This window comes from Candidatus Aciduliprofundum sp. HYA1 (assembly GCF_056175085.1).
Map to the genome: position 1 here is coordinate 1,378,499 of NZ_CM149694.1, position 13,967 is coordinate 1,392,465.

Genomic DNA, 13,967 nt, shown 5'->3' on the forward strand with positions numbered 1-13,967 from the left:
ATTTAGAGCACGTAAATCGTGTCAAGTGTAGGATCGCGGGCGCTTATGTGGCCGCCCATTTCCTTCACCGTGAGCAGATACTTCACATTATCATTAGTTATCCTGAATCCTTCAAGAATCACGGGTATTCCTGGCGGGTACACCTCTATATGCTCTGCAGCAATCTTTCCTATTGCATCTCGCAATGGAACCTTTCTGCCTATGGTCTGTGCAACTCTTCGGGCAACATAGGGCTCTATGACTGGCTTGTTTTCCAGATGTCTGAATGGATTTGGTATTAACTCCTTTTTACCGCTCTTTGTGAGTTTCTTCATTATCTTCTGCATTGCATCCACAGTTTTATCCACATCTTCATCCCTGATCTGGAAGGTTGCCAGGAAAAGAAGAGTATTCAAACCACTTTTCTCAACAACAATTTTGTATTTCTTCGCCAAAATCTTGGCAATCTCAAAGCCCGTTTCCTTGAACTTTGTTAGGGCAATCACAGTTTTTGCCTCATCATACCCGGATATGTAGTTCTTCACAAGATCCAACTCCAGGGAGTCATCCATCATCCGCATAGGAGGAATGACCTTCTCACCAAGAAGATCCTTCAATCTGTGTGCCTTTTTCAGCATATCATTTACAGCCTTTTCTCCATTTCTCTCCATGTAAGCAGTAACAGCATCCAAAGACGCAAGAAGATGGTACGATGGGCTGGTGGTAACATACTCCCTGAACGCCGCGTACATAAGATCGCTGTCCACATACTTCTCCTTCCAGTGAATCATCCCAGTTTGCTGTAAAGAACCACCCTCTTTATGCGTGCTCTGAACCGCAATATCAGCACCGGCATCCATAGCACTTTCAGGAAGAGAATCTGAAAAATGAAGATGTGCACCCCATGCCTCATCAACAATCACCTTTATTTCCTTATCAAAATTTTTAACCGCTCTGGTAATATCTCTAATGCGGGCAACCAGACCGTTATATGTGGGCGAGGAAATTATTATGGCATTTGTCTCGGGATAATTGTTGAGTGTGTCTATCACATCCTCCGGTTTTGGAGGTATCAAACTTTCAAACTGCGGATCGTATGCACATTTTATGAATCTGAATCTGACACCGAGCCATTCGGCAGCATGAAGTATGGAATGATGAATGTTTCTTGTTACAAGTATCTGTGGGGTATCATTTTCAAGCGATATCATCCGCATAACTATGAAATTGCTTCCCGTTGTACCATTGACCGTAAAGAGAGTTTTATCGGCACCATAAACCCTTGCCGCCCGTTCATGCGCTTTTCTGAAAACACCTGTGTTATCAACATAATTGCCGAAAAAATGTGCGGACACGGAGACGTCCGTGGAATATATATCCATTAATTTTTTCTGATTTGGTAGCACGGAAGGCGTGCACCAGCGAATGTATTTGGGCACATCTTTTAGTGCATCAAGTATGTAGGTTTGCCCGGCTCTTTCACCCATAACGGGATATGCGATTGCCCATATAAAATATTAATGAGATGGATACACCCTAGTACCCGCCTCTCCCTCCAGTGCGGCCATCAATTTCTCAGGAGAGGTTATCAAAACCTCCTCTCCACCATTCCTGATGAACCTTATGGAGGCCAGTATCTTAGGGTACATGCTTCCCTTCTTGAAATGCCCTTCCTTCAGGTATTTCTCTGCCTCGTCCACACCCATCTCCCTTATCCCCCTTTGCTCGGGCGTTCCAAAATTCAGGTAAACCTGCTCCACGCTGGTTAATATGATCATCTTCTCGGCCTTGATATCCCGGGCAAGGGTTGCAGAGGCAAGATCCTTGTCTATGACACCCTCTACACCCACAAGTTTTCCATTCTTCCTTATCACCGGAATTCCACCACCCCCAACGGCAATGGCAACGAATCCGGAATCAACGAGTCTCCTTATGGCATCCTTCTCCACTATCTCCAGGGGGTCCGGCGAGGGCACAACTCTCCTCCATCCACGGCCGGAATCCTCAATAACATGCCAGCCCTTCTCCCTTGCAAGTTTTTTTGCCTCCTCCTCGGTGTAAAACGGCCCGATGGGCTTGGTTGGGTTCTTGAATGCTGGATCGTTCTCATCCACAACAACGCGGGTGAGTATGGTAACCACACTCTTATCTATCCCCCTATCCCTTATGACCTCATAAAAACTCTGGGCAAGGAAGTAACCTATTTCACCCTGAGACATGGCTCCACAGACATCCAGGGGCATGGGGGGCACAACATCCTTTGCAGTCTCGTTCTGCAGCAGTATGGCTCCAACCTGGGGGCCATTGCCATGGGTTATGACCACCTTGTACCTTTCAAAAAGGGGGTATATTGACTCTGCAGTTTCCCTCGCCCTGAGCATCTGCTCCTCAGCTGTGCCCTTATCTCCGGGGCGAAGCAGAGCGTTGCCACCAACCGCGAGAACAACGGTTTTCATAGGAGGGGAAAGGTAGGGATTTATATTAATTTTTCACAATTTTTCCAGCACACTGGCAACGAGGAGAGGGAGAAGAACAGTGGCGTCTCCCTCCACCGTTACATATTTGGCATCCTCCTTCACCTTGCCCCAGGATACCGCCTCGCGCACCCTCGCGCCGCTAAGGGAGCCATCCCACTCAACCGCAGTGGTGATATACACAGCGTAATCGAGCCCATCGCGGAACTGATTCCACCAGATTGTGTGGTGCTTTGAAATACCTCCACCGAGCATAAGTGCTCCCGTTTTCTTGGCATCAAACACTATGTCCGCAAGTTCGTGCTCATCCTTGAGGATGTCTATGCGGAAATCGGGGTGCATTTCCCTGAATGTCCATAACTGCGAGCCGAAGGAGCCATCTGTTATGCCGGGCACATACACGGGAATGTTATTTTTGTGGGCCCAGTAAAGAATGGAATCCTCTCCCAATCTCTTTCCAAACTCATCAATGATCTCCCTCGGCCCCCATTCCTTCTTCTCCGAGTACAACTCTTCAAGAATTGGCATCATAAAACTCTCCATAACCTCGCCATAGGATTCGTTGGGCACCAGCACATTTCCCAGGCGGTTCACGCCCATTCTGTGCAATTCCACATCGTCCAGGAGAAACGAGCCATGGTAGTAATTCTTGAAACTCCTCGCTATGTCGTGATCCAGAGTGCCGCAGGTTGTGATTATCACGTCCACAAGTTTCCTTTTAACCAATTCTTTTATCACTCCTCTTGTCCCTGTAGCAATAATGCACGCTGGAAATGATAGAAATGTGGTGTTTTCCTCCGAAAACATACGAATGAGGATCTTCTCCGCTATAGCCAGGTGCTTTGCCACGAACCCCCCTGATCTGTATAACTGATCCATCAACTCGCCGGCCGTCATTCCTTCCTTAACCTCTACATCCTCAACCGGAATCATATCATTCATCTTCCCCACCCCAGAGCACGGGAGATGTCATCGTTCTTCTCCACATACTCTCGCACAGGTTTCAGGATGCGTATCAATTCCTCCGCCACTGCCATCTTCAGGTCCATTGGGTGAAGTTCTCCACTGGCATAGGCCCTTTCGAGTTCCTGGTATGAATGAAAGATTATATCCCCACCCCATTTCTCGGGCCTCTTTATCACCATCTTGTCTACGTAATAGGCGAACAAAATGTGCTTCGCAATCTGCAGCACGGGATTGTCCTCAATCTCCGGCGGGCAGAACGCCTTTTTCATCTTTCTCCTTATTTCTTCTGGAGAATCATCCACGAAGATCGCACTTCCTTCCTTGCTCTTGCTCATCTTCGCCTCTATCGGATCCATTCTTCCAGCACCCTTCAATCCTGCGAGAATGACCGTGTGAACCGCCACGGGCTTCTTGTATCCCAGTTTATCTGCAACGTCCCTGGCAAGCATATGCGCGTGCCTCTGGTCCATGCCTCCCAGGGCGATATCAAGGTCCATATCAAATATGTCCGAGACCTGCATAAATGGATAAATGATCTTTGACGAATCCAGTTCCGCCTCGTCCTCCTTGCGGCCCATTATGCTCATTGCCCTCTTGGCACGTTTGAGCGATGTTTTCTTTGCCACCCTTATAACTTTCTCCCAGTATTCCTTCTTGCTAACCAGTTCGTCGGCCCATATGTACCTTGGCCTTATACCCAGGGCCCCAAAAACACCCTTCATATACTCTCCCGCAAGGCGAATCTTCTCCATATCCCCTCCAAACTTATCGTTTATGAATGCATGCCAATCCGCGAGGAATACTATCATATCCACTCCAGCATCCATGAGATCCCGAACCTTTGCACCTATTATCAATCCGGTGCCAAGATGCACCCTGCCTGAGGGCTCAAGGCCAACATAACCGCGAGGATTTTCCTTTAGCGCGATCTCCAGTTCCTCCGGGGTGATAACCTCCACCACATTGCGCATGAGTTTCTCTGAAAGCATAGAAAGGCGATGAATTGAACATATAAAGAATTTATGAATTGAAACAAAATTTATATAAGGATAGGAGCATTCAACTACCGGGTGGAAAACTGATGGAAGGATATGACCTGAAATACGCAAAAAGAGCAACCGCAATCCTGGTACTTCTCCCACTGCTGGTTATGTACACTGAGGCCGTACTTATCCCATCTCTTCCCACAATACAAAAGGATTTTAACATCACCCCTGGCAACGCCAGCTGGATACTTTCAATATACCTCCTCGTTGGAACCGTAAGCGTGGCGGTTATGGGAAAACTTGGAGATATGTACGGAAAGAGAAAGATGTTCCTCATATCCCTGGTATTCTACACCTTGGGTGTATCTATGAACGGTTTTGCACCCAATTTTCAATATCTCCTTTTCTCAAGGGGGCTTCAGGGCATAGGCATGGCCATATTTCCGCTTGGATTCAGTCTGGTGAGGGAGGAATTTCCACCTGAAATGGTCCCTGAGGTTCAGGGGCTCATAAGCGCCATGTTCGCCATAGGAATGGTTATAGCCCTTCCCCTGGGTGCATACATATCCCAGAACTATGGATGGAGATGGACGTACCACAGTGTTGCACCCTTTGCGGTGTTGATGCTCATTGCATCCTATTTTGTGCTGAGGGAGAGCAGGTACATCACAAAAAGTAAATTTGATTTTATAGGCCTTACCCTCCTAACCTTCTTTGTGGTGCCAGCACTGGTGGCGGTTACGAGGGCACCAACCGTGGGATGGTACAAAACACAAACTCTGCTTTTATTCTTCATCTCCGCAGTATCCTTTACCATTATGATTCTCTGGGAGAGAAAGACGAAGGATCCCCTGATCCCCATATCCGTGATATCAAGCAGAAATCCCATGATAGCCAACGTTGGAATAATGATGGCAGGATTTGGCATACAGATGATGAGCCAGGCCAACACCTACATACTTCAAATGCCACAACCCTATGGATTTGGAAAAACCATACTGGACACGGGTCTTCTTATGACACCAACGGCCATTGCCTCACTGATAATAGCACCAATTGCGGGAAAACTTATGCCCAGAGTTGGTGTGAAAATCTTCACAGTGCTTGGTTCTCTGACAGCATTTTTCGGGCTGATGCTCATGGCAAAATATGCAACAAGCGTGGACCTCTGGACATTCGTGGGGATGACCGTTATTGTCAGTGCCGGAATCGTGCTTATGAACGTATCCCTTATCAACGTACTCATATTCAGCGTGGATAAACGTGTTATGGGCATTGCCACAGGTGCAAACAGCCTTTTCAGAAATTTTGGGGCCACATGGGGTCCAGCAACAGCGGGAACGATTATGACCACCTACTACACACTCATTCACCTCCCGGCACCACCCTACGTGATGCAGATACCCACAAATAAGGCCTACGAAGTGCTTTTTTCCGGTTCGGCTGTGATTTTCCTGCTGCTGGGAATTCTATCCCTGTTCATAATCGAGGTCATGAAGAAAGGAGTGATAGGAGTAAAAAGATAACCAGCAAATTATTTGTTCTATACGTTCATGCAAGTCCCATGGACATAACCGTGATCTTCGTTGAACCCCAGTTCACCGGCAATATTGGATTTCTCGCAAGAACCATGGCAAACTTCAACTTCAAAAATTTAGTTCTCGTGAATCCCCCAGAGCTGGATGATGATGCCTTCAGGTTCGCGAAGCACGCCCGATACATTTTGGAAAATGCAAAGATCATGAAAGATTTTGAAGAGGTACGAAGGTCCTTTGATTATCTAATTGCCACAAGCGGTGTGAGCACTAAATCCCCAAAGAAGTTCAAGAGAATCGCAATGAGCCCCAGAGAGTTTGCAGAGAAGATCAGGGGATACAAGGGGAAAATGGGCATAGTTTTTGGAAGGGAAAATTACGGGCTCTACAATGAGGAAATCGAGAAATGTGATGCCCTTATAACAATCCCTACAAGCGAGGATTATCCAATCATGAACGTTACCCATGCAGCTGCCATAGTACTGTACGAATTATTTATTCAGGAAGGACAGGAGGAGAAAATGCCCATTGCCGAGAGTTTCGAGTTGAACCTTCTCAACTCAAGATTCTCTCAGATCCTCGATGCAATAAATTTCCCAGAGCATAAGAGAAAGAACACGGAGGTTATGTTCCGACGCATAATCGGAAGGGCCATGCTCACCAAGTGGGAGTACCACAGCATGATGGGCGTTATGAAAAGAATTCTGCATCAACTTGAAAGGTAACATATGTGGGAAAGTTTTAAATATTAATTCGCATTTGTGTAATTTGGTGATTGAGATGCCCTATGGAGATGGAACTGGACCTGACGGTCGTGGGCCCAGAGGCAGGAGAATGGGGCCCTGTGGACGTGGAATCTACCCATTCAACGGGTACAATGGAAACTATGCAGATTACGAACCCTACGAACCCAGAGGGTACTATGGAGCCCCCATGGGATATCCACGGAGAACATACCTTGGAAGGTTCTTCCTCCGCCTGTTTGGGAGTTTCAGAGGATACGGAAGGGGATACGGACGCGGACGCAGAGGGAGAAGATGGTGAGAGGGATGCCCAGAGGTGGCAGATACCTGTATCCCCCGCTCTTTGGCTTCAGGTTCACCGGCATTTACTCGCTCATAGACCTCGTGATCCTGCTCCTGGTGATAATAATACTGGTGCACCTGTTCATAGTGGCATCATTCTACGTGATTGCCCTCGTTGGGCTTCTCCTGCTCAGAGAATTCATAAGACCGAGATATGGGAGAAGATGGTAAGGAGGTGATGAAGAATGTACGGATATTATGGATACTACCCGTATGGACCCGGCTTTGGCTGGGGCCGAGGATGGGGTAGAGGAAGAGGATTTGGACGTGGTCGTGGATGGGGAGCCATGCTTGGATACTGCCCATGGACGGGTATGCCAAGGGGATGGAGATGGATGTACCCCTACGGGACAGCCTACGGTATGTACAATCCATACTACCCGAGGTACTATCCCTACTACGGAACATATACCCAGGCATACACGCCCACATATGCCCCCGTGAATGAAAGGAGCATGCTTGAAAGTGAAGCGAGAAGTCTCGAAGAGAGATTGAAGGAGATAGAGCGAAGAATAGAGGAATTGAAGGGTGAATGAAATGCGTGTGGCAATAACTGCAGATGCCCCCTCAGAAAACTCACCGGTATCCCCCATATTCGGGAGATGCGCTTACTACGCGATATACGATACCGCCACAGATAAACTTGAATTCGTGCCCAATGCATCGGCCATGTACGCTAGGGGCGCGGGAGTGCAGGCGGCTCAACAGGTTGCCAACCTTGGAGTGCAGATGGTCATAACAGCAGGAATCGCAGGGCCCAATGCCTCAATGGTCCTGGCCCAGGCGGGAATTCAGGTAATCAACTCATTCCAGGGCACTGTAAGGGATGCCGTTGAAGCCGTGAAATCAGGAAAGATTACCGGCGCAAACGTACCTCCAGCACCATTTGAACCCCAGTACCCTCCATACTACCCGATGAGCAAGGAGGAAGAACTGAGGATGCTGGAGGAAGAAAAGAGGTACATAGAAGAGAGATTGAAGGAAATAAAGAAACGCCTTGAAGAACTGAAAGAATAATTTTTTCCCTTTATTTTCATTTTCAATAACCACTGCACAAAACTTAAATAATTCTCAAAGATAGGAAATTGATGAGAATTAGAACAGGCGTGCCCGGATTTGATGAACTTGTTCAGGGTGGATTGGTGTCCCAGAGAGTTTATATTGTTGCCGGTCCTCCTGGCTCGGGCAAAACAACATTTGGCGTGCAGTTTCTTATTCAGGGAGCAAAGGAGGGGGAGAAGGGGCTCTACGTGACTCTAACAGAGGATCCACACACCATAATTGAGGATCTTTCCACATTTCGCTTCAATCTGAGAAGGTACACAATAAGCGGTATGATCTTCTTTGCAGATATGGGTCCGTTGAGCATACAGTACCTTGGGGCTGTGAAATCTCCCGAAAGCATAAGGGGAACCTATGCCCAGGAAGTTTTCAAGAGGATTAACTCCATAGTCAAGGCAAAGGGTATAAAAAGGCTGGTAATAGATTCTGTGCTCACCCTGAAATATGGTGGAGGGGATAGAGAGGAGCAAAACAAGGAAATTGCCAGATTTTTCAGAAGTTTAAAGGACCTAAAAATCACGGTTCTCATACTTTCGGAGATGACTGATCTGACCAACTACAGCCCGGAGCACTATATGGCCCACGGTGTCATATTTCTCCACAATTTTCTGAACGGGCACACTATGACGCGGGCATTGCAGGTTATAAAGATGCGCGGCACAATGCATGATTGTGATATGCACAAGATGGAAATAACTCCCGATGGGATAAAGGTGTACTCCTCGAGGGTGTGAAAAATGGTCACCTGTCCAATTTGTGGCTCAAGGGATGTGACGAAACTAAAAACTGGCAGTTACAGGTGCAATTCCTGCGGATTTGTGTTCTACCCCACAAGGGATGCAATTATAGATATGAGGGACCTGCTGACCGCAGAGCAACTCACAGAGGAGGAGATCAAAGAACTTGGTAAGAAAATGGAGGAGAGCACAACATCCGTAGGAGAGGAGATCTTTGGGGAGAAATTAAAAAACGTGTTCAGGAGTTTGAATTCTCTGGATGAAATCCTGGCGCAGTACAACGAGGATGACAGGGTATTCGGCATATTCGTGGATTTTGTTGGAAATATAAGGGGTACCTTCCTAATAATGGTCCACGAAAATAGCGTTGAGATAATAAAGAAGGCCTACGGAAAGGACAGCATCGTGGATGCCTTGAAAATATTCGGCACAAGCATTGCAGGCAAGTTCAAGAACAATTTCAAGGATTACCTTGAAATTGAGAAAATAGATATCGCCTACGACACCATACTCTCAATGATAAATTACCTGATTTCAGACATTGCAGGGGATAGAGAAGTCATGTTCCTCAATGTGAAAATGCAGACAGAGCAAACTCCCAGGGGAGAGATAATCTTCGTGCCCCAAAAAGATAGCATAAAGTATTTAAAAAGGTTTCTTAACGAATGATCTCATTTCCTTCTTTGACACGCTGTTTACAAATGTCCTTGACTCCCTCTCCAGGTTCTCATCGTATATCTTTATCCAGGTAACCTTATTTTCCTTCATATTTGAAGATCAATCCTCTGAAAATTTAAATAAATCGCCGTGAAAATCTAAGGATGTAATCAAAATTGATTACGTCTCTTGAGAAACCTTGGCAAATCCATAAATTGGATTCTCAAATCGTACCTGCGAATTAATCTCACTGTATTTCTCTCAACCCTGATATTTGGCTGTTCCAGCAGTTTTTCCTTGCCCTCGGTGATCTCGTAACTTCTTTTTCTCCTGCCCTCATCCTTTCCCCTTCTGTAGACCTGCTCAATCTCTTTTTCTATGCCCTCATCCCTTGCCAACTGTTCAATTTTACGCAGTTCTTTCTTTACCCAGCCCACTGCCTCATCGTGAGAGTAATAGCCAACCTCGTAGCCAAGCAGATATGCGCGCTTTATCAGATTGTATTTTTTCTTTGTCTTCTTTGATCTCATTGGCATACCTCAGTATATCTCCACGTATCTATTTAACATTACTGGCGGAATCTCAATCACCGTGTATATGGGAATACCCGGACCTGGAATTATCTTCATTGTGAGCTTTGTCTGAGGGGTCAAGGTCAACCCCACTGCCCTCGCGTTAATGTACATTATTATTATGGCTCCATCTTCAAGGATGTAACTCCGCCTGAACTCTCCGGAGGGGTCATTCACAACCTGCACTCCATAAAGGGTTGCATTGGCTGCCTCAACACCAAACCCTGAGGAGTTCAGTTTCAGAGATGCTTCCACATTTCCATCTGTGAGTTCCACAATAACGTTGTTGAAGTCAACGGGCTTGGAACCTGGACCAAGTGCAAGTTTTATTTCCAGCACCTGAATTGAGTTCTGTGGCACGATTATCTGCCCGTAATTGGATGCGTTATCCACAGCAACAACCAGATAATAATAGGTCTGATAGGGCATATAGATGTAGTCGTTGAAATAGGTATCCTTTACGAAGGCATAGGGCTTGCTGTTGAATACCTGCGTTGTCGCCACAGACAGATAATTTGTGGAACGGTATATGTAATAGCCCTTTATACCGCTCTGATTATCTCGAACCGGTTTCCATTCAAGGTGTATGTAGTACTGGGAGGTGTAAGCCCGAAGACCCTCCACCGAGGGAGGTGGGATATTATCCACCCTCGTAACAGTTATGCTATTGGTTGTGGCCGAGTATAAGGCACTGTTTCCTGCCCTATCGTAACCAACAATGGCATAATACCAGGTTCCATTGGCTGGAGGATAGTCAATGTAACTCCTCACATCGGGACCCACCGTGGCCACCAGAGTGGCATTCTCCACATTCGTACTTGTTATTTCACTTCTTGAACGGTAAATTTTTTGATAGGCCAGTCCACTTCCGCTATCGCTTGCGGTCCATGTTATCATAACCCCGTATCCGGCAGGAGTTATGGATTCTATATTACCCGTGGGTGCCGTGGTATCCGGAGTTCCCGTTCCCGTGTAAACTGTTTGGTTCAACGCAGCATAAAGAACACTGTTGCCCGCCCTATCGTACCCAATTATTGCATAGCCGTAGTAAGTGCTGGAATTCACGCCGTAATCCACATATGTTCTACCATCTCCAAACCCTGAGGTGAAGGTCGCCACAAGGGTTCCAACGCTCTTTATGTAGTTCTCATCCCTCAAAATGAATTTTATGGTTGAAGGCGCTCCAGAAACCCTGTAAAGCTCCTCTTTCCACATACCACTCTCGGTGTCAACCGCAGAATTCCAGACAATTTTCACGGATAGTGGATCCGTGCTGTTTACCGTCACATTCAGAATCAAACCTCCATGGGGAGGAGTATAATCCCTCTGAATTGGCGCCTTGACATTCACCACAGAGGGGTCCTTTCCATCAATATCCCTATCTCCCAGAATATTAAGGATTCTAACAGAACTCGTTATTTGAGAAGTTACATCCGATGCCACCTTCTCTCCCTGCTCCCTAAGGGTAACCCCAACATATATTATGAGGGATGCGGCAATGGCGGCCACTATGATCATCGCAATGAACAGTATGAGGGTTGCAATTCCTATATCACCCTCTTCCTTCCTCGTGTACAGCCTCTTCATATTTCAACCACCCATTGTTTCTTATTTAAATAATTACGTGTGATTATCATTTCGTAAAATCACCCAAGAAACGGTAAATTTTAATGCTTTCAAGCGCATTCTCGCCTATGAAAATCTTTCTGACAAGAAAAATTCCAGATGACGGGATAAGGATGCTGAAGAGCCATGGCTTCCAGGTGGATATATTCCCTGAAGACCGACAGCCAACCAAGGAGGAAATAATAATGGGTGTGAGGGATGCAGACGCTCTGATCTCCCTACTTTCAGACCCCATAGACAGGGAAGTTATCGACTCTGCACGGAATCTCAAGGTCATTGGCAACTACGCTGTGGGGTACAACAACATTGATGTGGAGTACGCTAGAAAAAAGGGAATCACCGTTGTGAACACCCCGGGAGTGCTAACGGACGCAACCGCGGATCTAACCTTCGCCCTCATACTCGCAGCAGCACGGAGGGTTGTTGAGGGAGATAAATTCATGCGAGATAAAAAATTCAGGGGCTGGGAGCCAATGCTACTGCTCGGTAAGGACGTGTGGGGCGCCACCATTGGCATAGTTGGAGCAGGACGCATAGGACAGGCCGTTGGAAGAAGGGCAAGGGGATTCAACATGCGCATACTCTATTACTCGCGCACCCGAAAAATGGAGTTTGAGAGGGAAACAGGTGCAAGATTCGCATCCCTGCCCGAACTGCTCAGAGAATCGGACATAATAACCCTGCACGTTCCCCTGACCCAAGATACAAGGCACCTCATAGGCGAGGAGGAATTCAAACTCATGAAAAATGGAGCCATTCTGATAAACACCGCCCGCGGAGAGGTTGTGGATGAGAAGGCAATGATCCAGGCCCTGAAATCAGGTAAATTATTCGCCGCAGGTCTCGATGTGTTTTATGGAGAGCCCCGCGTGAATCCAGAACTGCTCTCACTCTCCAACGTGGTTCTCACCCCACACGTGGGAAGTGCAACGGAGAGAACCAGAAGAAAAATGGCTGAGATGGTGTGCGAGGATGTATCCAGGGTTCTTCTGGGAAAAGAGCCACTGCACAGGGTTGTTTAAATATCCTCCACCTTCACAACCTTCTGCTCACCGGTTTCCATATTTTTAAGCGTTACTCCACCTCGCTTTATCTCCTCACCCACAATCACGGCAAATTTTGCGTTTATGCGATTGGCATACTTCATCTGCTTTCCAACACTCCTGTTCCCGAGCTCCATATCCACAACATATCCCTTCTTTCTGAGCCACATCGCAACCTCAATGGCCTCCTTCCTGAATCCAGGGATTATAACGACAAAATAATCCACCTCAATCTTCTCTTCAGGCCAAACACCCTCCCTCCGCATTAGGAGTTCAAGCACAGCATCACCCATACCGAAACCAACGGCGGGGGTGGGCTGAGCTCCAAATAGTTCCACAACCCTATCGTATCTTCCCCCTCCCAGCACGGCACGGAACTCGCCCCTTGCGTCGTGGACCTCAAAAACCACACCCGTGTAATAGGCAAGTCCCCGCACAATTGAAAGATCGAAAATCGCCTCTTTTCCATAGGCATCGAGCAGTTCCTTCAACTCTCCGAGCGCTTCGCTCCTCTCAAAGTGCTGAAGTTTTGATAGAACGGCATCCACATCTCCACGAAGTTCCATAAGGGAGAGAAGTTCATCCACGTTATCCTCTGAAGTGATCCTCTCCATCTCCGCGCGGAACGCGTCCTCCCCGATCTTATCCTTCTTGTCAATTATTCTGAATGCCTCCTCTATATTTTCAATGCCCATGGATTTCAAAAGTTCCTCCATTATGATTCTGTCGCTAAAACGCATCACGTACTTACCCTTGAGTCCAAGGGAATCCAGAATCTCCATGGCGAGGGCCATAACCTCAGCATCTGCAGTTATGCCCTTAACCCCGAAAATATCAGCGTTGAACTGGTAGAATTCACGCAACCTCCCGCTCTGGGGCTCTTCGTATCTCCACATCTTCGGGAAGGAAAACCACTTTACGGGCTTAACGAGATCCTTTCTCGCCGCGATCATCCTGGCAACTGAGGGTGTGAGTTCAGGAATGAGAGTTATTTCACGCCCTCCCTTATCAACAAAACTGAATGTTTGCTTCACTATCTCCTCCCCACTCTTTATGCGAAAAAGGTCTAGGAATTCCACACTTGGAGCATCTATCTCGTGAAAACCAAATTCACGGGCAACCGAGCATATTTTATCAAACACTATTCTGCGGGCACGCATATACTCCGGGTACATATCACGAAATCCCTTGAGGCGCTGAATCATAGATGCTTATCCTTGACCCTTATAAAAAATTTACCTCAAA

The 13,967-nt window shown here is 47.0% G+C and carries 16 protein-coding genes and 1 pseudogene; 9 read left to right on the forward strand and 8 right to left on the reverse strand.

All coding sequences use genetic code 11. The features are described 5' to 3' along the window. Positions 1-2: 2 nt before the first annotated feature. Genes AC0S1O_RS07450 through AC0S1O_RS07465 form a run of 4 tightly spaced genes read right to left on the reverse strand, consistent with a single transcriptional unit; the run spans position 3 to position 4,408 of the window. Positions 3-1,466: an aminotransferase class I/II-fold pyridoxal phosphate-dependent enzyme gene (locus AC0S1O_RS07450; protein WP_475393682.1), complete on the reverse strand. Its 1,464-nt coding sequence runs from the start codon at positions 1,464-1,466 to the stop codon at positions 3-5. A gap of 30 nt (positions 1,467-1,496) precedes the next feature. Continuing rightward, a complete protein-coding gene (gene arcC / locus AC0S1O_RS07455) occupies positions 1,497-2,435 on the reverse strand; it encodes a carbamate kinase (RefSeq protein ID WP_475393683.1) in 939 nt (312 codons plus the stop codon). A 33-nt stretch (positions 2,436-2,468) separates the two neighbouring features. After that, positions 2,469-3,395: a deoxyhypusine synthase gene (locus tag AC0S1O_RS07460; RefSeq protein ID WP_475393684.1), complete on the reverse strand. Its 927-nt coding sequence runs from the start codon at positions 3,393-3,395 to the stop codon at positions 2,469-2,471. Beyond that, complete coding sequence (locus AC0S1O_RS07465; protein WP_475393685.1) at positions 3,392-4,408, reverse strand: tyrosine--tRNA ligase; 1,017 nt, start codon at positions 4,406-4,408, stop codon at positions 3,392-3,394. Before AC0S1O_RS07465 ends, AC0S1O_RS07460 begins: the two co-directional genes overlap by 4 nt. A gap of 92 nt (positions 4,409-4,500) precedes the next feature. Here AC0S1O_RS07465 and AC0S1O_RS07470 point away from each other — a divergent pair, with 92 nt between their 5' ends. The 8 genes and pseudogenes from AC0S1O_RS07470 to AC0S1O_RS07505 all read left to right on the forward strand — a co-directional run bounded on the left by AC0S1O_RS07470 (position 4,501) and on the right by AC0S1O_RS07505 (position 9,493). Beyond that, positions 4,501-5,931: an MFS transporter gene (locus AC0S1O_RS07470; protein WP_475393686.1), complete on the forward strand. Its 1,431-nt coding sequence runs from the start codon at positions 4,501-4,503 to the stop codon at positions 5,929-5,931. Between the two features lie 38 nt (positions 5,932-5,969). Continuing rightward, on the forward strand, positions 5,970-6,665 hold the full coding sequence (locus AC0S1O_RS07475; RefSeq protein WP_475393687.1) for an RNA methyltransferase: 696 nt from the start codon (positions 5,970-5,972) through the stop codon (positions 6,663-6,665). Between the two features lie 55 nt (positions 6,666-6,720). Next, the gene (locus AC0S1O_RS07480) at positions 6,721-6,984 is read left to right on the forward strand and encodes a hypothetical protein (RefSeq protein WP_475394489.1); all 264 of its coding nucleotides are present in this window, start codon (positions 6,721-6,723) and stop codon (positions 6,982-6,984) included. Further along, positions 6,981-7,196: a hypothetical protein gene (locus AC0S1O_RS07485; RefSeq protein ID WP_475393688.1), complete on the forward strand. Its 216-nt coding sequence runs from the start codon at positions 6,981-6,983 to the stop codon at positions 7,194-7,196. Before AC0S1O_RS07480 ends, AC0S1O_RS07485 begins: the two co-directional genes overlap by 4 nt. A gap of 26 nt (positions 7,197-7,222) precedes the next feature. Continuing rightward, positions 7,223-7,561 (forward strand): annotated as a pseudogene (locus AC0S1O_RS07490) (DUF5320 domain-containing protein); the annotation flags it as partial. A gap of 1 nt (position 7,562) precedes the next feature. After that, positions 7,563-8,042 (forward strand): NifB/NifX family molybdenum-iron cluster-binding protein, encoded by a 480-nt coding sequence (locus tag AC0S1O_RS07495; protein ID WP_475393689.1) that lies wholly within the window; start codon positions 7,563-7,565, stop codon positions 8,040-8,042. A 71-nt stretch (positions 8,043-8,113) separates the two neighbouring features. Next, the gene (locus AC0S1O_RS07500; RefSeq protein ID WP_475393690.1) at positions 8,114-8,821 is read left to right on the forward strand and encodes an RAD55 family ATPase; all 708 of its coding nucleotides are present in this window, start codon (positions 8,114-8,116) and stop codon (positions 8,819-8,821) included. Between the two features lie 3 nt (positions 8,822-8,824). After that, entirely contained in the window at positions 8,825-9,493 is a 669-nt protein-coding gene (locus tag AC0S1O_RS07505; RefSeq protein WP_475393691.1) for a hypothetical protein, read from the forward strand. Here the strand turns inward: AC0S1O_RS07505 and AC0S1O_RS07510 are convergent. Genes AC0S1O_RS07510 through AC0S1O_RS07520 form a run of 3 tightly spaced genes read right to left on the reverse strand, consistent with a single transcriptional unit; the run spans position 9,470 to position 11,640 of the window. Then, complete coding sequence (locus AC0S1O_RS07510) at positions 9,470-9,592, reverse strand: hypothetical protein (protein WP_475393692.1); 123 nt, start codon at positions 9,590-9,592, stop codon at positions 9,470-9,472. The genes AC0S1O_RS07505 and AC0S1O_RS07510 overlap by 24 nt on opposite strands. A 59-nt stretch (positions 9,593-9,651) precedes the next feature. After that, positions 9,652-10,017 (reverse strand): hypothetical protein, encoded by a 366-nt coding sequence (locus tag AC0S1O_RS07515; RefSeq protein WP_475393693.1) that lies wholly within the window; start codon positions 10,015-10,017, stop codon positions 9,652-9,654. Between the two features lie 3 nt (positions 10,018-10,020). Next, positions 10,021-11,640, reverse strand: a complete 1,620-nt coding sequence (locus tag AC0S1O_RS07520) for a flagellin (protein ID WP_475393694.1) — start codon at positions 11,638-11,640, stop codon at positions 10,021-10,023. A gap of 107 nt (positions 11,641-11,747) precedes the next feature. Between AC0S1O_RS07520 and AC0S1O_RS07525 the strand changes: the two genes are divergently transcribed. Further along, positions 11,748-12,701: a 2-hydroxyacid dehydrogenase gene (locus tag AC0S1O_RS07525; protein ID WP_475393695.1), complete on the forward strand. Its 954-nt coding sequence runs from the start codon at positions 11,748-11,750 to the stop codon at positions 12,699-12,701. Here the strand turns inward: AC0S1O_RS07525 and hisS are convergent. Next, entirely contained in the window at positions 12,698-13,927 is a 1,230-nt protein-coding gene (hisS, locus tag AC0S1O_RS07530) for a histidine--tRNA ligase (protein ID WP_475393696.1), read from the reverse strand. The genes AC0S1O_RS07525 and hisS overlap by 4 nt on opposite strands. Positions 13,928-13,967: the final 40 nt, after the last annotated feature.